Raw genomic sequence first — 17,753 nt, forward strand, 5'->3', positions numbered from 1 at the left:
TATTACATCAAAACCTCACCAAAGTAATAACCTCAGCCACGCAAACCGGCTTGGAGGCAGCATTGGATTCCATTTCTGCATGGATAAAAAGTTTGGTGCTGCCATCGGGGGTTTCTTCTACTTTGGACAGTGTGGCGGATAACCTGACTTTATCCCCGGAATAAACAGGCGCAGGAAAGCGAACGCTGTTCGTCCCGTAATTCAATGCCATCTGCACTCCTTCCAATGGAAGGATTTCATAAAGGAGCTTGGGAACCAAAGAAAGCGTCAGATAACCATGGGCCAGATTTTTGCCGCCCTGAATCAGGGCCTTGGCTTTTTCAGTATCCACATGGATCCACTGAAAATCCTCAGTAGCATCCGCAAATTTCTGTATGACTTCCTGACTAACCGTAGTCCAAGAACTCCTACCCAACGATTTCCCAACACCCCCCCTCAAATCCCCCACCGACCCAAACACCACTTTTCGATCTTCCCAATTCTCGTCCCTCGCCTCTCGCTCCTCGCTTCTCAAATCCTGTCTTGGCTCTTGCTTCTTGGCTCTTAGCTCTCGCATCTCGTCTCTCGCCTCTCGCTTCTCGCTTCTAGAATCCAGTCTTGGTTCTTGTCTCTTGGCTCTTGCTTCTTCAAAAACCACCATCGCCTTTCCCACCACCTTCCTATCCATCATATCCCGCAAAGCCTGAGGCACTTCCTCCAAGGAATATTCTTTATAAATATGCTGTCTGATTTTCCCGGATTGGATCATACCTACCAACTCCATGATATTCTGTTGATTCTGTTTGGGTTCTTCAGTGGAAAATCTCCCCCAAAAAACACCCATCACCGAACATCCTTTGAGCAATGCCAAATTGAAGGGCAGTTTGGGGATATCTCCGGCAGCAAAACCTACCACCAAATACCTGCCTTTCCAGGCCATACTTCGCAAAGCAGGTTCGGCATATTTACCGCCAACCACATCCAACACCACATCTACACCCTTTCCATCAGTCAATTCCTTTATTTTTTCCTTCAAATCTTCAGCCTCATAATTGATCAGGAAATCAGCCCCTTTTTCATTACAAATAGCCAATTTTTCAGATGTGGAAGCCGCAGCAATGACTGTTGCGCCCATTACTTTACCCAACTCAACAGTTGCCAATCCTACTCCACCTGAAGCACCTAAAATTAACAAGGTTTCACCCGATTTAATTTGTGCACGATCTTTTAGTGCATGATAGGAAGTGCCAAAGGTGTATAGGGTTGATGCCGCTGTCAGGTAATCCATTTGAGGCGGAATAGGAAAAACCCTATCGGTGCTGACCTTTACCTTTTCGGCAAAACCTCCCCATCCGCACAAAGCCAAGACCCGCTGTCCTGCATTCAGGTGCTTTACCTCCGAACCTACCTTTTCGATAATTCCCGACACTTCACCACCTGGAGAAAAAGGTAATTCAGGCTTAAATTGGTATTTATTTTGAATAATAAGTACATCAGGAAAATTCACTGCGCAAGCCTTAACCAGAATGACAACTTCTTTTTCATTTGGTTCAGGATCTTGAACATCAGAATAGACTAGGGTTTCAGGGGTTCCATGCTGTTGGCAAAGGATAGCTTTCATAGGCAAAAGTTTTTTTGTTAAAATAGGCAATTCCTCAATTAAAACGTAATTTTGACTCCATATACCAATCAACCTCCTGCAAGGATTTGAATAGTCAAAAAGGTTTGAAAATTTTATTATTGATCAAATGATTTTGAAGATAGTAGATTTTTCTTTGCGCCTTTGCGCCTTTGCGGGACTTTAAAACCCCCAATTATGTCAGTAAAACAATATATTCAGGACAATCAGGAGAAATTTTTGAACGAGCTTTTTGACTTATTACGCATACCTTCCGTCAGTGCAGATCCAAAATTTAAGGATGATGTATTTGCTGCGGCAGCATTTGTAAAGGAGAGATTGGTTGAAGCCGGTGCTGATAAGGTTGAAATTTGTCAAACAGCAGGATATCCGATTGTCTATGGAGAAAAAATCATAGACTCATCATTGCCGACTATTTTGGTCTATGGCCATTATGATGTGCAGCCTGCAGACCCATACGAATTATGGGATTCACCTCCTTTTGAACCTGTCATTAAAAAAACTGAAAGACATCCTGAAGGCGCCATTTTTGCCCGTGGTTCTGCAGATGACAAAGGACAGTTTTATATGCATATCAAAGCCTTTGAAGCCATGATGGCCAATAACTCTCTGGAATGCAATGTCAAATTTATGATTGAAGGTGAGGAGGAAGTTGGCTCTGAAAATCTTGATATTTTTGTAAAGAACAACAAAGATAAGCTGAAAGCCGATGTGGTGGTGGTCTCTGATACCCACATGATTTCATTGGAACATCCCTCAGTCACTGTTGGACTGAGAGGTCTAGCCTACATGCAGGTTGAGGTGACCGGACCAAACAGAGACCTGCATTCCGGGACTTACGGTGGGGCTGTCGGTAATCCCATCAATATCCTTTGCAAAATGATTGCTTCTCTGCAGGACGATAACAACCACATTACCATTCCCGGTTTTTATGACAAAGTGGAAGAATACTCCAAAGCCTACAGGGATGAGTTGAACAAAGCCCCCTTTGACCTAGAAGCTTACAAAAAGGAACTAGATGTTACTGATGTTCGTGGCGAAAAAGGATACACCACGGTCGAGAGAGTAGGTATACGTCCTACTTTGGATGTTAATGGTATTTGGGGAGGCTATACAGGAGAAGGTGCTAAAACAGTATTGCCTTCCAAGGCCTATGCAAAAATCTCCATGCGCTTGGTTCCCGATCAAGACCATAAAGAAATTGCCAAATTATTTGAAAATCATTTCAAATCCATTGCACCAAAATCCGTCAAGGTAAAAGTTATCCCCCACCATGGAGGTGCCCCAGCAGTTGTTTCTACTGACACTGCCGGATACCGCGCCGCAGATCTTGCCATTCAGGAAGCTTTTGGAAAAAAGGCCATTCCAACAAGAGAAGGAGGTTCAATACCCATTTGTTCCCTTTTCCAAAAAGAACTTGGCCTAGACCCGATTCTCCTAGGTTTCGGTCTTGATACAGATGCACTCCATTCACCAAATGAACATTACGGCATAAAAAATTACCTCATGGGAATTGAAACCATCGCATTATTCTTCAAGCATTTTAAAGCCGAGGCTGGTAAATGATTATATGGTTCGCTAATATGCATGACGGATGACCGATGTCCGATGACCGATGTTAGCTTGATTGGTTTTTATGCAGGCATTTTCTAACAAATAAGCCTTTATTTATTCCATCAGCAATATTTACCAAATTGGAATTGAGTCTTGCTTGACAAATAATGTGTTATTTCATTACTGAACTATTTCCTAAAAAATCTCCTTTACCAATCAGTTGCGCTTATATCACACCGAAATGGCAAAATATCTTAGACAATCACTGATTCTTTTCTTTTTATTAGTTTATAGTACCGCTGGTTTTACACAGATTATTTCTCCTCCAAAATGGAATATCCAAATTGAGGAGAAGGATTTTAAAGTGGGCGATGAGGTTAAATTGGTTTTCAAAGCCCAAATCCCCAAAGACTGGTATATCTATTCCAATGACTTTGATCCCGACTTGGGACCCATGTTAACTGAATTGGTGCTCAGCAAATCCGAGGGTATGGAATTGGTGGGTAGCCTCAAAGCCATCAATCCCAAGAAAAAATATGATGAAATCTGGGAGGGAGATGTTACCTACTTCATCGGGAATGGCACTTTTGAACAGCAAATAAAAATAACAACTGAAAACATCAATATCGTAGGTTCTATTGATTATCAGATGTGTACAGATGTGACAGGTCAGTGCATCCCTTTTGAAGAAGACTTTACACTGAAAACCTCAGCCAAGCCTTCCTCAGCTTCCGCAACTTCCCAGGAAAGTGAAGAAAAAGTAGATGAGCCATCAAATCAAGACGTCCCAGAAACCGAAGAAGCGGAGGGTCCAAATACACTTCCTATTCCGGAACCTGAAGAAAGAACCTATATCGACATCAATGAAGATGAGAGTCAGGGCGGCTTATTGGGATTTATGTTTATTGCATTCTTGGCGGGTTTAGCAGCCTTGCTGACTCCCTGCGTGTTTCCCATGATTCCGATGACTGTGACTTTCTTTACAGGAAGGTCCAAATCCAGGATTTCAGGCATTAGGAATGCATCTATTTATGGCTTATCAATCATAGCTATTTATACCATTGCCGGGACAGCAGTCGCCGCGATCCAGGGGCCAGAATTTGCCAATTGGCTTTCGACCCATTGGGCACCTAATGTATTCTTCTTTTTGATTTTCATCTTCTTTGCATTTGCTTTCCTTGGTATGTTTGAATTGACCCTCCCAAGTGGATTTGTCAATAAGATTGATGCCAAAGCAGATAAAGGGGGTTTGACCGGAATCTTCTTCATGGCCTTTACTTTGGTATTGGTTTCCTTCTCCTGTACCGGTCCGATCGTCGGCTCTATTCTAATCAAAGCAGCTGGTGGAGATTTTATCACGCCGATTGCCGGGATGTTTGCCTTTTCATTGGCATTTGCCATTCCTTTTACATTGTTTGCCATATTCCCTGAATGGCTGAATTCTCTGCCGAAATCCGGTGGATGGCTGAATTCAGTCAAAGTAGTCTTAGGTTTCCTGGAATTGGCTTTGGCTTTCAAATTCCTATCAGTTGCCGATCAGGTCTACCATTGGGGATTATTGGACAGAGATATTTACATTGCCATTTGGATAGTGATTTTCTTCTTGTTAGGACTTTACTTGCTGGGCAAGATCCGAACCAAGCATGATACCCCTATGGATTACATTGGTGTTCCAAGGTTAATGTTGGCTATTTCCACTTTTGTGTTTGTGGTATATCTGATTCCTGGGCTTTGGGGAGCACCATTGAAAGCTTTGAGCGGGTATTTGCCTCCAATGGCAACCCATGACTTCAATGTGATGGAAAGCAGCAGAATTGCATCCAATGAAAGTAAATTGGACGATATTCCAAAATATGCAGACTTCCTGCATTTCCCCCATGGGATTCAGGGATACTTCGATTACGATCAGGCATTGGCTGCGGCCAAAAGAACAGGAAAACCGCTTTTTATTGATTTTACAGGCCATGGATGCGTGAATTGCCGAGAAATGGAAGCAAGAGTTTGGTCCGATCCACTGGTTCTGGACAGGTTGAAAAATGACTTTGTGATGGCGGCCCTCTATATTGATGAGCGATATGAGTTGCCCGAGTCGGAATGGTTTGTTTCAGAATACGATGGAAAAGAGAAAAAAACCATTGGAAAGCAAAACGCTGATTTTCAGATCACCCGATTCAACAACAATGCCCAGCCTTATTATGTGATTTTGGACCACAATGAAGAACTGCTGATCAAACCAAAAGCCTACGATACCAATATTCAGAATTTTGTGAATTTCTTGGAGGAGGCAAAGAGTGAGTTTGGGAGGAGGTGAAGTTCCTTAATCTAGTCCTTGATTTCCATTGAAATAAACAGCTCTTTTAAAAATTTATCAGATATCGTTTCTTGCTCCGATTTATCAAAAACAGATAAAAGGTAAATTTTATTCTCAATTCGTTTTAAAAAGAAAATTAATCGGCCTCCTCCACTTTTGCCCTTATTTTTACTTTTTATTGCAAATCGAATTTTATAACAATTCTTGTAAATTTCAACCCCTTGATCGGGATTTTCAATTAAGCTTGAAAATAAAATCTTGAAATCAGATTTTAAGGAAACGTACTTTTTAGCCAGTTTTTTAGCCTCTCTTTCAAAGTTTCGAGTTGGAATAATTTTAAAGCTCATCTAAAAATTCTTCAAGGGATTTTGGCTTAATTTTACCTTCTTCAATAAGCTTTAATTCATCAAGTCCTTTTTTTATACTTTTAACAATTTTTTTTGCTGCTTTGGAGGATTTTCCTGAAGCTTCAAATTCAATATCCAATGCTTTCAGAACAGCCTTCAATGCTTCGGATTTTTTACTATCATTAATTTTAATCACTAAAGTCTCCATAATCAAAATTAAATTATTGTAGAATTAAATACTAGTAATAAATGCTTTACATTGAAAATAGTCCACCCCTATCCCCTCAATCCCTTCAACAAAAACATATGGTTTTTTGCCCTATGCAGATTTTGCTCTTCATAATGGATAGTATAATAGATATTGCCATTCAGATAATCTGCCAAAAATCTGAAACCCATAATGCAGGTCATCATCTTGCCACCAAAGGGTAGGGATAGGATTTCATTCTTCGTAAAGCAGCCTTCTCCAACTTCCAAAAATCCTTTTAACAATGCATCATATTTGGATTGGTCAAATCCGATATTTTCCCAGTTCGTAGAACTTTCCCCCTCTGTACAAGCTACTGTCCTCACCAAATCGCCAAAATCATAATATATATAGCCAGCTGTCAAGGTATCCAAATCAATGATAGCATTGACTTTGGTCAGATCTTCCGAAAAAATCAGGTTATTGATTTTGGTGTCATTGTGGGTGAGGCGCAAAGGAAGCTTATTTTTCCAAAACAGGTATTCTTCGACCAAATCCTTTTGGGAAAGATAAAAATCTACCAATGCTTTCAGTTCGCCGGATACATTTCTCTTGGTATTATTCAAGGCATCAAGCAGTTGATTGTACCGTAACTCCAGGTCGTTGAAACCTGGGATCACCTCCTGAAATGAAGATGCATCAATTTGAATACCCGCCTTAATAAATTGGGCAAATGCTTTAGCTGCCAAATAGGCCTGATGCGCATTGTTCACTTCATTGATGCATTTCCCTGCAATAAATGGCGACAATCTGAAATAATCCCTATCAATGACTGTGAAGAGTTCATTCTCCAAGTTTGGAATTGGAAGAGGGAGTTCAAAAGGTAATGCAGCAGTGTCAATTTGATCCAAAAGGATCGCATGGTTATGGGAAATCCTTTCCGGATTTTTAAAAACTGAATTGTTGAACTGCTGCAGAATATATTGATGTTCCCCATCATCAATCAAAAAAGTCTTATGGATATGTCCATCCCCGAATTTTTGGATTTGTTCTCCCCGTAATTTCAACCCATATGCATCATTCAACTGAGACAAAAATGAAGGGTTTTTCATAGGTTTTTTGGATTGATTTTCATTTTCAGTATGCGTGAAAAGAGGATTGAAATCACTAAGGTTTCAATCCTCTTTTTAATTCATTTTCCTGATAAAATTACCGCTTTAGAGACCAAGTTCTTCCCGGAAATAAGAAATGGTTTTTGCCAATCCCTCATCCAACTTAATTTTCGGTTCCCAACCCAATTCCTTTTTTGCCAGATCAATAACCGGCTTTCTCTGCATTGGATCATCTTGGGGTAAAGGGAAAAACTTGATTTTACTCTTGCTTCCTGTTTGTAAGATGATTTTCTCTGCCAACTCAAGCATCGTAAATTCACCGGGATTACCAATATTCACCGGTCCTGTGAACCCATCTCTGGAATTCATCAATTTGTACATGCCATTGATAAGGTCATCCACATAGCAAAAACTTCTTGTTTGCATTCCATCTCCAAACATAGTGATGTCTTCTCCTTTCAAAGCCTGTACAATAAAATTACTGACCACCCGCCCATCATTGGGATGCATTCTAGGTCCATAGGTATTGAAAATCCTCATGACCTTGATATTTACTTTATGTTGCCTGTGATAATCAAAAAACAAGGTTTCAGCACAACGCTTTCCTTCGTCATAACAGGCACGAATACCTGTAGTACTCACGGATCCTTTGTAGGATTCAGGCTGTGGATGGATTTCCGGATCACCGTAGACTTCCGATGTACTTGCCTGTAAAATTTTTATTTTCAATCTTTTGGCTAATCCCAACAAATTGATCGCACCGATCACACTTGTCTTGGTGGTTTGGACCGGATCAAATTGATAATGCACGGGACTTGCCGGACATGCCAAGTTATAGATTTCATCCACCTCCACAAAAAGCGGAAAAGTGACATCATGCCTTAAGAATTCGAAGTTCTTATTATCCAATAAGTGATGGATATTGACTTTCCTGCCTGTAAACAAATTGTCCACGCATAGGACTTCGTTTCCTTCATTTAACAAGAGCTCACATAAATGAGACCCTAAAAATCCTGCACCACCTGTAACTAATATTCTTTTCATAAGTAATTTTTTGAAAAAAGTTAAAATGTAAATTTTTAATTTATGTCAATTGGGAAGTTTAATTTCCAACCCTATTTTAATTTTTCGCCAAGCAATTCATTCAATTCTAAGAATAATTTAATCACCAAAAATGCAAATATTCTGTCACTTCCCTAAGATTAATTTTAATAAAAGCCGTTCAAAAGGTCTAATTGAAAAACCTGGGTTGTTTTAATTATATGAAAATAAAACATGCGAAAATACTAAAATATATTTCTTGCCAAATTATCAAAGGCAAGTATTGCAACAAAATTTAAATTATTCATGTCCCTCAAAGAATTGAATTAAAAATATGGTCTTTAGATCACTAATATTCTTTCTCCATAATTTCTTACTTTGCATTTCTTTATACTTTTTATACATTAGTAAAATTTATTAAAGAAGTTTACCTCTCTAAAATAAAAATTTTGATAAACTTTAGATTTAATTAAGCCTTCATAACCCGGAAAACTATGAACATTTCATTTATCGATTGGGCCATCATTGCAGCATTCTTTGTGATTTCGATGCTGATTGGGGTCTTAACTTCAAGGAAAGCAGGATCTTCTGCCAAAGAGTTCTTTCTTTCTGGAAGAAATATGCCTTGGTGGCTATTAGGGGTTTCTATGGTTGCCACGACATTTTCTGCAGATACACCCAATCTGGTGACAGATATTGTGCGGAAAAACGGCGTATCAGGCAACTGGGTTTGGTGGGCTTTTTTATTGACCGGTATGTTGACAGTTTTTGTCTATGCCAAATTATGGAGACGTTCAGAAGTGACCACTGATTTGGAGTTTTATGAATTAAGATACGGCGGAAAACCTGCGGCATTTTTAAGGGCCTTTCGGGCTTTGTATCTGGGGGTTTTCTTTAATGTGGTCATTATGGCCACTGTTTCCTTAGCGGCAATCAAAATCGGTGGCGTTATGTTGGGCTTAAGTCCCATTGAAACTTTATTGATCGCGAGTGTAGTCACAGTGATCTACAGCTCTTTGGGTGGTCTGAAAGGGGTTTTGCTGACTGACTTTTTCCAATTTTTCATAGCTATGGCGGGTGCAATTGGTGCGGCCATATATATTTTGGATTTACCTGAGATCGGCTCTTTGGACAATTTATTGACCCACGAAAATGTAGTTGGAAAACTGGACTTTCTTCCTGACTTCAATGACTGGAACATGGTCATTCCGCTATTGATTATGCCCCTTGCCATTCAATGGTGGGCTACCTGGTATCCTGGTGCAGAACCTGGAGGAGGTGGATATATCGCACAAAGGATGCTGTCTGCCAAGGATGAAAAAAATGCCATAGGTGCTACGTTGTTTTTTAATATAGCCCATTATGGAATGAGACCTTGGCCATGGATCATCATTGCCCTTGCTTCATTGATAGTTTTCCCGAATATCTCGGATATGCAGGCTGCATTCCCGCATATTCCTGTTGATAAACTTGGAGATGACCTTGCCTATTCAGCCATGTTAACCTTTTTACCTACAGGTTTGATCGGAATAGTATTGGCTTCCTTGATAGCTGCGGTCATGTCCACGCTTTCAACCCACCTGAATTGGGGATCGTCTTATGTGGTTAATGATTTTTACTTAAGATTCTTAAAACCTCAGGCCACTGACAAAGAATTGGTTTTGGTTGGTAGATTGTCCACCGTGCTTTTAATGGTCTTGGCTGCCTTTCTCGCCTTGGCACTTTCCAATGCCTTAGAGGCATTCAATATCCTACTTCAGATTGGGGCAGGAACAGGTGCCATTTTTATCCTGCGCTGGTTTTGGTGGAGAATCAATGCTTATACAGAAATATCGGCAATGGCCATTTCTTTTGTAGTCGCTATTTTCTTTGAAAGCATTAACCCTAAAATGCAATGGATCAGTATTCCTGAAAATCAGGAATACCTGAAATTGCTATACGGAGTTGGAATTACAACTTTTGGTTGGATCTTGGTCACTTTATTAACTCGGCCTGAAAAAGATGTCATTTTGCTTTCCTTTTACCAAAAAGTTCGTCCTGCTGCATTTGGTTGGAAAAATCTTCTGGACAGATATCCTAAAGAAAAACAGGAACAGGGTCAATTGCCGATGGAAATCGGTTTGATGCTGGTTGGATCGGTGATGGTCTATGCTACTTTGTTTGCCGTGGGATTCTGGATCTATGGCAATGTGGTTTCTGCATCTATAGCCACTATTATTGCTGTAATTGGAGGACTGATTATTTTCAAAAGCTGGAATAAGATGCGGTAATTGAATCTTTCTAAAACTTTTCCAAAGTTTCTGATTTTGGAAAAGTTTTAATTTTTAAACTCCAAAGTATTGATCAAGTGGATCAAATCCACTTTGATATATTCAATTATCGGAGCCAAAGAATCATTTTTCATAGAGGTATTAAAGTAGAGTGCTCCTCTTAAAAAATTGCTTGTAGAATCAGTCACAAAAAACTGAAACTGTGTGGGAACCTCCCCGCTGAGTTCCGCCACTACACCGGTATATCCCTTTGGAGTGAGCAAAACCGATTCTTCTATCCCATAAGCCTTGATCTGATGCTTTGCGGTAAGATTGATCGCATCATTCATCACTGTCTTCAAGTCCTTTCCTTTGCTATCCAAAGGAAGGTAGGTCAAATGCACCTTTCCTCCCAATTCCTTGTAATTCAAGTTGATCCAATTTTTCTCGGCCAAATTGAACGAATCAGGTTCAACGGATGCATTTTTGGAATATTCAAAAGTATAAGGCTTCCCTTCCTCAAGCGAAATAAATTCCCTTTCGGGCAAATCAATTCTATTATATCCCTTTGGTTTAGGTAGAAAATCTCCGCCACACGAAGCAAGCAATAAGAGAATAAACGGTACCAGGAAAACTCTTTTCATTCTTAACATGGTCTCAAAGTTATCAAATTGGTTTGATTTGAGTCTTGGATAGTGGATATTTATAGAAACATTAAAAACACTGATTATGGAAAAATTGAAAAAAAATTTCGCAATCGCATTAGGCATGATGGCATTTTTATTCGTTCAGAACATCTCCTATGCGCAAAACAACATGGCTGAGTTTGTAGCCAAATGGGAAAATGGCAAACAGTTTACACTTGAGGTTGTGGACAAAATGCCCGATAATTTACTGGCCTATAAGCCACATGAAACAGCCATGAGCTTTACAGAACAAATTGTCCACTTATCGGCTGCAATGGCAGGAATGAGTCAAAGGTTTCTGAATGGTGACAAGCCAAGCTTCGATTTAAGCGCAAAGCCTACTTCTAAAGCCGAACTTAAAGCATTTGTAGCCAACTGCTATGATTACGTCAAGGCAACTGCCTCAAAACTTTCTGATGCCCAAATGGGGGAAACCGTTGATGTTTTCGGCACCTCAGCAACGAGAAGACAGGCTTTGGCATTGATTGATGACCATACCACCCATCATAGAGGGGCCGCCATTTCTTACATCCGCTCAAATGGCATTGAGCCTCCGAGGTTTAGGGCTATGTGAGAAAAATTTTAGATTTTAGAAGGTAGATTTTAGATTTATAAAAACCCGGACGTATCTCAGATTTGCCGGGTTTTTTTATTCTAAAATCTGGCTGGCAGACAGGTCTGAAATCTAAATTCTACCTTCATCCCTTACCTCACCCACTCCACTTTCTCCCCGACAGGTCTTCTTTTGCCAACAGGCCATCTATCTGTTGCCGGTTTGGCCACATAAAAGAAACCCATCAACATATCCTCTTCTTCCAATCCAAACCAAGGTTTGGCTTCTGGCCAAAATGTAGGTCCACCAGTGCCCCAATAAGCTGCCAACCCATGTGCTGACGCGGTAAGGTACATATTTTGAACAGCCATCGATACAGCGGCTATTTCTTCCATGACAGGAAGATTGGCTTTGAGGTCCCGCTTCATGATGATGGCAATAACATGAGAAGCTTTAAGCGGATTTTCTTTGAATTTCTGGTAAGTAGCTTCGATAAAATTGCCTGTTTTTGTATTTCTTTCCTTGTAAAGTTCAGCCTGAAAATCAGCAAATTTTTTCAACCCTTCCCCTGTGAAGACTTTAAAATTCCAAGGTTCTGTCAATTTGTGCGTTGGGGCCCAATTGGCATTTTCCAATATTTCCTGAATGATTTGGTCATCTACAGGATCATTTTCTTTGAACTGGGCTACGAACATGGATCTTCTTCCACGGATAATTTTATTAACTTCTTCGATATTGAAATCTGGTTTTTCCATTTTGGTGATGTTCGGTTGTTACTTTCAGAATTTTAAATGCAAATTTTAGAAAAATGGTTTCCTTTTGCCAAATTTGATTTTAATCGAAAACCACAAATTGAACAAGAAAATAACCAGGTTTAAAATTGTATACAATCTTGTAAGAACTATTAAATTGTAACTTCACTTTACTATGTAGATGTATTAATTTTTAAAAAAGGAATCTGATATCATGAGAAAACTGGCAAGCATTCAAAGAATCAAATCCCTGGAACCAATCGAAGGGGCAGATGCAATTGAAAAGGCCACTGTTTTGGGTTGGCAATTGGTTGTTAAAAAAGGGGAATACCAGATGGGAGATTTGGCCGTTTATTGCGAGATAGACAGTATTCTGCCTGACAGACCTGAATTCGAGTTTTTGAAGCCGCGTGGAATGCGTATCAGGACAATCAGATTGAGGGGACAGGTCTCACAGGGAATTTGCTTTCCCTTGTCCATTTTACCTGATCATATTGAAGTTCAGGAAGATTTGGATGTGACCGAAATCCTTGGAATCACCAAATACGAACCTCCGATTCCTGCCTATCTGAGCGGAAAAGTCAAAGGGAAGTTTCCTTCCTTTATCCCAAAAACCGATGAAACCAGGGTGCAGATCCTGCAAAAAGTCCTGGACAAGTACCAAGGTGTATCCTGTTATGTCAGTGAGAAACTGGATGGCAGTTCAGCTACTTATTTCATAAAAGATGGTGAATTTGGCGTTTGCAGCAGGAATATGGAACTGTATGAAGATGATGAGAACAGCTTTTGGAAGGTAGCGAGAGAATTGAATGTAGAGGAAAAGTTAAGGAGTCTCAACAAAAATATCGCTATTCAGGGTGAGTTGATCGGCGAAGGCATTCAGGACAACAAACTCAGATTGAGGGGACAAACAGTCCGGATTTTCAATGCATTTGATATTGACAGGTTTGAATATTTACCCTATCAGGAATTTTTGGATCTGATGGAAAAACTGGATCTGCCAATAGTGCCGATCATGGAAGCTGACTATAAGCTTGAAAATGACATTGAGGCCATTGTCAAAAAAGCCACGGTGAGAAGTTTGATCTGCAAAGATGTATGGGCCGAAGGAATTGTCATACGTCCACACTTGGAAAAAATGGATCTGTTATTGTCCATCGAAAGTTTCAACACGGGCCGTGTCAGCTTTAAAGCAATTAATCCTGAGTTTTTGATAAAGTATGGGGAATAGGCTAGAAACCAAAGTTCAAATCCAGAAAATCAAATATTGTAATGATTTTTGTTTTTCTGAATTTTACCAAATTCAAAAGATCTTTGTCTCCAGTTATTAGATAGTCAGCTTTCCCATCTTTTGCAAATCCTAATAAAAAATCCAGTCTATAGTTGTACATTATATTTCCACCATGTGGTGAGGAAACTTACCGCTTTTTCTTTTCAACTTAAGCCCATTTTAATCCTATTTGATAGTCTCATTTTTTTTGTATATTTCTGTAATTCAATAAATTAAGAAAAATTTAGGTATGAAATCCAGGTCAATGTTATTCCTGCTATTTTTCCTTTCTATTGGAAATATTTACATTCGGGCACAAGGACTGACTGCCCAGGTTATTGAATCAATTTTTTATGTCCAGCCCAATGGTGGTGGAGAAGAAAGAATGATACGCGAATTTGGTTTGAACATGGACTCCCTTTATCTGACCATTGATGGGAGAATCAAAGAAATTTTAAACCTGAAGGAGTTGGGACTCTTGCAAAACAGCCCTTTCCTTTACACCAAAAGGAAAAACAAAAATTTCAAGGACCTTACCAAGGATGATCAAAACAGGGCAAAGAGTGCCCCCGCTGATTTATACCTGATTATTTTCCTAGATGTCGATCCTCCCTATCCTAGTATGATGTCAAAACATTTGATTAAAACCGCCATTACACTGGAAGTTTATGTTTTTGATAAAAACCTGCAATTACTCCAAAAAATGAAAGGCAAAAAGGCCAACACAGGGGTTACTTCATCACCAGATGAAGATGGTTTTGAAGATCTTGATTTTTTTTCCCTTGATAGGGACAGTTTTTTATACTTATTTGATAAGGCCTTAAAAAACCTTTAGAAAGGTTTAGGGTGGCTATTTCCTCGTTATAAGGAAAATAACAAGGGAATCTATTCTGAATTTTATTATCTTAGAATCTACCTCCCCATAAACCTCCTGATATCCTCTACCAACTTCTCAAAATCCGGTCTATGATTGTACATCATATGTCCTCCTTCATAGTAAAACATTTCCACTCTATCCAAAGGAATGTCATGACGGGCAAAAGTATATTCTGCATCTAGAAATGGCGTAATCAGATCATAATAGCCATTGGCGACCATGACTTTTAAATCCTTGTTTCTTCTCATGGATTCCCCCAAACCTCGAGCAACATTTACATAAGAAGGTTCCCAACCTGTTCCATCGGGCACAGGTTTCCAGTTCCATTTTCCATAAATCTTATTATTGGAAGTCAAGTAGGGCCTATCCATTTTTACTTTCAAAGTCCTCGCAAAATAATCCTGCAAAGAGGCGGTATAGGCGGCATCTATGGCATAACTCGAGGCATCCCCCAAAGTCGGTCTATCTGCGGTCTGATCACCTTCTTCACCCAAATACCTGCCATCCAAGGTCCCAATGGTTTTACCATCTTTTCTTAAAAGTTCCTTTTTAAATCTAGAGGTCAAAATGCGGTTATCCGACAAAAAGACGTATCCTGGATCCAAACCCAGAAAATAGGCGATTTTTTCTGCGATCCTCTTCTTTTCCTCTGTGGATAACTGATTCCCTTTATACAAAGCGGGCAAGTAATCATTATAAGCAAACTCCCTCGCTTCCTGCACAAAATCCTTTAAATCTTTACCCTGTCCGGCTTTACCGTGGTACCAAGAAGTAGCTGCCATGGTTGGAAAGTAGGTGAAATAGGAAGCGATATTGTCATGTGCTGAAGTCGAGCCTTGGTAATCCAAAGCCTGTGAAATCAATATCAATCCATTCAACGCCATAGTCTGTCCGCCACCTTCCAATGCAGCGGTAACTGCTCCTGCCCTCGTGGTACCAAAGCTTTCTCCAACAATAAATTTGGGTGATTGCCAACGCTGATGTTGAGTTATCCACAATCTCATAAACTGCGCAATGGAGTTGGCATCTTCTTTCAAACCCCAAAAATCTTCAACTTTACCCCTACCAATTACTTGACTATAACCTGTACCAACAGGGTCTATAAAGACCAAATCCGTGATATCCAACAAAGCCAAATCATTGTTGATAACTTTGAACGGGGCCGCGCCATCATCTTCTTTGGCATTAGAATCTACCTGAACCACTCTTGGGCCAAACACTCCCATATGCAACCAAACCGAGGCTGAACCAGGACCACCATTGAAGATAAAAGTTACCGGCCTTTTGGAAGCATCAGGTTCCTCTTTAATATAGGCTGTGGACCAAATAGCGGCACTTGGTTCACCCTCGCTGTTCTTCAGATATGTCTCCCCTGCAATTGCTTTATAGCTGATACCTTTCCCATGAAACGTCCCCTGATGGCTAGTTTCAAAAACCACAGGATCCGGGATAGGTTTTTCATTATCCTGAGCAAAAACAGAGGTATAACAAACGAAAAGTAAGAGGCTAAAACAGATTGATTTCATGATGCTTATTTTTTACAACTTAAATTTAAACTTAACAAACTTGGTCCTTTAAAATTATTCCATCGTGCTTGAATCACAAGAAATTTTCGGAACCGCATAAGAAACAAAAATGAACAAAAGAAATTGATAAACTATTGTCTTCTTTTGTGGTTCATAAATCAATTCCGAAAATGGCCCAATTTCTTTTGGATTTATAATAAATGTTGATTTCGTAAAGTTACAATATCTCCGCCTCTGCCTCAATTTCCACCAAATAACCTTCCCCCACCAATTTTGCCTCAACCAAAGTATTGGCAGGTTGAATGTGGGCAAAGCGCTGTCCGTGTGCACGGGCCACAGGTTCCCAATCCTTGATGTTGTTAACAAATATTCTGGTCCTGATTACATCCTCCATTTTTCCTCCCAAAGAAATAATAGCTGCCTCAATTTTATCGAACACAAAATGAGCTTGGGCAGCAGCATCAGCTCCTCCGATAATTTTGTAACCATGGGTTGCGGTGGTCCCGGATACAGAAATCCGGTTTCCTCTTCTTGTTGCCCGACTGTAACCGGCCATACCTTCCCAAACTGTTCCGCTGAAAACCTCTTTGCTTCCATTGGCACCATTTATTACCTCATAGGGTTTTGGAAATCCATCCAAGTGATGACTCAGATCTCCTGATGCTGTCAAAAAAGGAGGCTTCCTGTATTCATCACCACAGTCTCCGGGAACTGGAAATAATTGTGATTGTGCATTGTGGATAACTGACTTATCCACATCGTCCAATTCAAATGAAAACAATCGCTTAGTGTCCTCAATATGAATACTTTGACCCAACCTTGCACCGATGATTACACCCCCCACATATTCCTGGTCTATGATGTACTTGGTAGCCACATTGGCAATGGACACCTGATGCTTTTTTGCCACTTTATCCACATTTTCCAATAGGTCTTGAAACTTCTCCCAACCTCCGGCAACATCAATAAATCTTTTGTACTTCATCTGCGACCAGGTAGCACCACTTTCACTAGAAGGTTGTATTCTTCCCAACCATTTATCGGATAAAAACCCGCCTGCCAAAGTACCGAAAGCCAAAATCTTCACCCCATATTCTTTACAGACTTGCGCCATTTCTCCTGATGCCCTTTGATCGATCAAAGAATGGGAAACCTGATTCGAAACTACCGGAATGCCACTTGCACAAATAATTCTGAGATGTGCAGCATCAAAGTTTGTCAGCCCAATTTGTTTGATCAATCCTTCTTCTTTCAATTCAGAAAGCCAAAAAAGCTGATCTAACCAAGTAGCGTCGGGATATGACCAGGCATGAAACTGCAACAAATCAATTTTTTCAACCTGAAGTTTATCCAAGGATAATTGAATGGCCTTTCGGGTTTCTTCCTTACTGGATTTTCCTGGTTTTGGTACCCATTTGGTCAGTAGCTGTGCTTTTTTGCCTAAAGGATGACGGTTGTAAAAATTGCCTGCTATGATTTCCGCCGATCCATAATGGTCTGCCATATCAAAAGTAGTCAATCCGGCTTCCACATATGGCGCCATCTCCAGAGAAGCAATATTCGGGTCAAGTATATTCCCATCTTTCTCCATATCCGCAATCTGCCAAAGGCCGGTCAGGACTTTGGAAATCTTAAGATCGGGGGCTAGTTCAGTGTATAAATTTGTCATA

At 40.1% G+C, this 17,753-nt stretch carries 15 protein-coding genes; 6 read left to right on the forward strand and 9 right to left on the reverse strand.

The genetic code is table 11. From position 1 onward, the window contains the following. Positions 1-7 precede the first annotated feature (7 nt). Positions 8-1,600 (reverse strand): zinc-binding dehydrogenase, encoded by a 1,593-nt coding sequence (locus tag B9A52_RS03435; protein WP_084118992.1) that lies wholly within the window; start codon positions 1,598-1,600, stop codon positions 8-10. 195 nt (positions 1,601-1,795) lie between these two features. Here B9A52_RS03435 and B9A52_RS03440 point away from each other — a divergent pair, with 195 nt between their 5' ends. Beyond that, on the forward strand, positions 1,796-3,184 hold the full coding sequence (locus B9A52_RS03440; protein ID WP_084118993.1) for a dipeptidase: 1,389 nt from the start codon (positions 1,796-1,798) through the stop codon (positions 3,182-3,184). Between the two features lie 229 nt (positions 3,185-3,413). Further along, positions 3,414-5,483, forward strand: coding sequence for a protein-disulfide reductase DsbD family protein (locus B9A52_RS03445; RefSeq protein WP_084118994.1), 2,070 nt, complete (start codon positions 3,414-3,416; stop codon positions 5,481-5,483). 11 nt (positions 5,484-5,494) lie between these two features. On the opposite strand, the gene B9A52_RS03450 is transcribed toward B9A52_RS03445, so the two are convergent. The 4 genes from B9A52_RS03450 to B9A52_RS03465 form a co-directional block, all read right to left on the reverse strand. After that, positions 5,495-5,830 carry a type II toxin-antitoxin system RelE/ParE family toxin gene (locus B9A52_RS03450; RefSeq protein ID WP_084118995.1) on the reverse strand — a complete coding sequence of 112 codons (336 nt, stop codon included), beginning with the start codon at positions 5,828-5,830 and terminating at the stop codon, positions 5,495-5,497. Then, positions 5,820-6,038: a DUF2683 family protein gene (locus B9A52_RS03455; RefSeq protein WP_084118996.1), complete on the reverse strand. Its 219-nt coding sequence runs from the start codon at positions 6,036-6,038 to the stop codon at positions 5,820-5,822. Before B9A52_RS03455 ends, B9A52_RS03450 begins: the two co-directional genes overlap by 11 nt. Positions 6,039-6,106: 68 nt before the next feature. Next, on the reverse strand, positions 6,107-7,129 hold the full coding sequence (locus B9A52_RS03460; protein ID WP_084118997.1) for a phosphotransferase enzyme family protein: 1,023 nt from the start codon (positions 7,127-7,129) through the stop codon (positions 6,107-6,109). 105 nt (positions 7,130-7,234) lie between these two features. Further along, complete coding sequence (locus tag B9A52_RS03465) at positions 7,235-8,173, reverse strand: UDP-glucuronic acid decarboxylase family protein (RefSeq protein WP_084118998.1); 939 nt, start codon at positions 8,171-8,173, stop codon at positions 7,235-7,237. Between the two features lie 491 nt (positions 8,174-8,664). On the opposite strand from B9A52_RS03465, the gene B9A52_RS03470 reads away from it, so the two are divergent. Beyond that, positions 8,665-10,440, forward strand: coding sequence for a sodium:solute symporter family protein (locus B9A52_RS03470; protein ID WP_084118999.1), 1,776 nt, complete (start codon positions 8,665-8,667; stop codon positions 10,438-10,440). Positions 10,441-10,487: 47 nt separating this feature from the next. Here B9A52_RS03470 and gldD read toward each other — a convergent pair whose 3' ends face one another. Next, positions 10,488-11,063, reverse strand: a complete 576-nt coding sequence (gldD, locus tag B9A52_RS03475; RefSeq protein WP_084119000.1) for a gliding motility lipoprotein GldD — start codon at positions 11,061-11,063, stop codon at positions 10,488-10,490. An 85-nt stretch (positions 11,064-11,148) separates the two neighbouring features. Between gldD and B9A52_RS03480 the strand changes: the two genes are divergently transcribed. After that, complete coding sequence (locus B9A52_RS03480) at positions 11,149-11,679, forward strand: DinB family protein (protein WP_084119001.1); 531 nt, start codon at positions 11,149-11,151, stop codon at positions 11,677-11,679. A gap of 131 nt (positions 11,680-11,810) precedes the next feature. On the opposite strand, the gene B9A52_RS03485 is transcribed toward B9A52_RS03480, so the two are convergent. Beyond that, a complete protein-coding gene (locus tag B9A52_RS03485; protein ID WP_084119002.1) occupies positions 11,811-12,413 on the reverse strand; it encodes a nitroreductase family protein in 603 nt (200 codons plus the stop codon). A gap of 211 nt (positions 12,414-12,624) precedes the next feature. Between B9A52_RS03485 and B9A52_RS03490 the strand changes: the two genes are divergently transcribed. Both B9A52_RS03490 and B9A52_RS03495 read left to right on the forward strand, forming a co-directional pair. After that, positions 12,625-13,641: an RNA ligase (ATP) gene (locus B9A52_RS03490; protein WP_084119003.1), complete on the forward strand. Its 1,017-nt coding sequence runs from the start codon at positions 12,625-12,627 to the stop codon at positions 13,639-13,641. Positions 13,642-13,930: 289 nt separating this feature from the next. Further along, complete coding sequence (locus B9A52_RS03495; RefSeq protein WP_157370058.1) at positions 13,931-14,515, forward strand: hypothetical protein; 585 nt, start codon at positions 13,931-13,933, stop codon at positions 14,513-14,515. A gap of 77 nt (positions 14,516-14,592) precedes the next feature. On the opposite strand, the gene B9A52_RS03500 is transcribed toward B9A52_RS03495, so the two are convergent. Next, positions 14,593-16,083, reverse strand: a complete 1,491-nt coding sequence (locus B9A52_RS03500) for a S10 family peptidase (RefSeq protein WP_084119005.1) — start codon at positions 16,081-16,083, stop codon at positions 14,593-14,595. 217 nt (positions 16,084-16,300) lie between these two features. Continuing rightward, complete coding sequence (locus B9A52_RS03505) at positions 16,301-17,752, reverse strand: aldo/keto reductase (protein WP_084123370.1); 1,452 nt, start codon at positions 17,750-17,752, stop codon at positions 16,301-16,303. Position 17,753: the final 1 nt, after the last annotated feature.

It is taken from the genome of Aquiflexum balticum DSM 16537 (assembly GCF_900176595.1).
GTDB classification, from domain to species: Bacteria; Bacteroidota; Bacteroidia; order Cytophagales; family Cyclobacteriaceae; genus Aquiflexum; species Aquiflexum balticum.

Excerpts from the sequence above, each read along its gene's own strand:
- B9A52_RS03460 (WP_084118997.1), bottom strand. The coding sequence starts at position 7,129 with ATGAAAAACCCTTCATTTTTGTCTCAGTTGAATGATGCATATGGGTTG.
- B9A52_RS03500 (WP_084119005.1), bottom strand. The coding sequence starts at position 16,083 with ATGAAATCAATCTGTTTTAGCCTCTTACTTTTCGTTTGTTATACCTCT.
- B9A52_RS03470 (WP_084118999.1), top strand. The coding sequence starts at position 8,665 with ATGAACATTTCATTTATCGATTGGGCCATCATTGCAGCATTCTTTGTG.
- B9A52_RS03485 (WP_084119002.1), bottom strand. The coding sequence starts at position 12,413 with ATGGAAAAACCAGATTTCAATATCGAAGAAGTTAATAAAATTATCCGT.
- B9A52_RS03455 (WP_084118996.1), bottom strand. The coding sequence starts at position 6,038 with ATGGAGACTTTAGTGATTAAAATTAATGATAGTAAAAAATCCGAAGCA.
- B9A52_RS03445 (WP_084118994.1), top strand. The coding sequence starts at position 3,414 with ATGGCAAAATATCTTAGACAATCACTGATTCTTTTCTTTTTATTAGTT.
- B9A52_RS03505 (WP_084123370.1), bottom strand. The coding sequence starts at position 17,752 with ATGACAAATTTATACACTGAACTAGCCCCCGATCTTAAGATTTCCAAA.
- B9A52_RS03450 (WP_084118995.1), bottom strand. The coding sequence starts at position 5,830 with ATGAGCTTTAAAATTATTCCAACTCGAAACTTTGAAAGAGAGGCTAAA.
- B9A52_RS03490 (WP_084119003.1), top strand. The coding sequence starts at position 12,625 with ATGAGAAAACTGGCAAGCATTCAAAGAATCAAATCCCTGGAACCAATC.
- B9A52_RS03465 (WP_084118998.1), bottom strand. The coding sequence starts at position 8,173 with ATGAAAAGAATATTAGTTACAGGTGGTGCAGGATTTTTAGGGTCTCAT.
- gldD (WP_084119000.1), bottom strand. The coding sequence starts at position 11,063 with ATGAAAAGAGTTTTCCTGGTACCGTTTATTCTCTTATTGCTTGCTTCG.
- B9A52_RS03435 (WP_084118992.1), bottom strand. The coding sequence starts at position 1,600 with ATGAAAGCTATCCTTTGCCAACAGCATGGAACCCCTGAAACCCTAGTC.
- B9A52_RS03480 (WP_084119001.1), top strand. The coding sequence starts at position 11,149 with ATGGAAAAATTGAAAAAAAATTTCGCAATCGCATTAGGCATGATGGCA.
- B9A52_RS03440 (WP_084118993.1), top strand. The coding sequence starts at position 1,796 with ATGTCAGTAAAACAATATATTCAGGACAATCAGGAGAAATTTTTGAAC.
- B9A52_RS03495 (WP_157370058.1), top strand. The coding sequence starts at position 13,931 with ATGAAATCCAGGTCAATGTTATTCCTGCTATTTTTCCTTTCTATTGGA.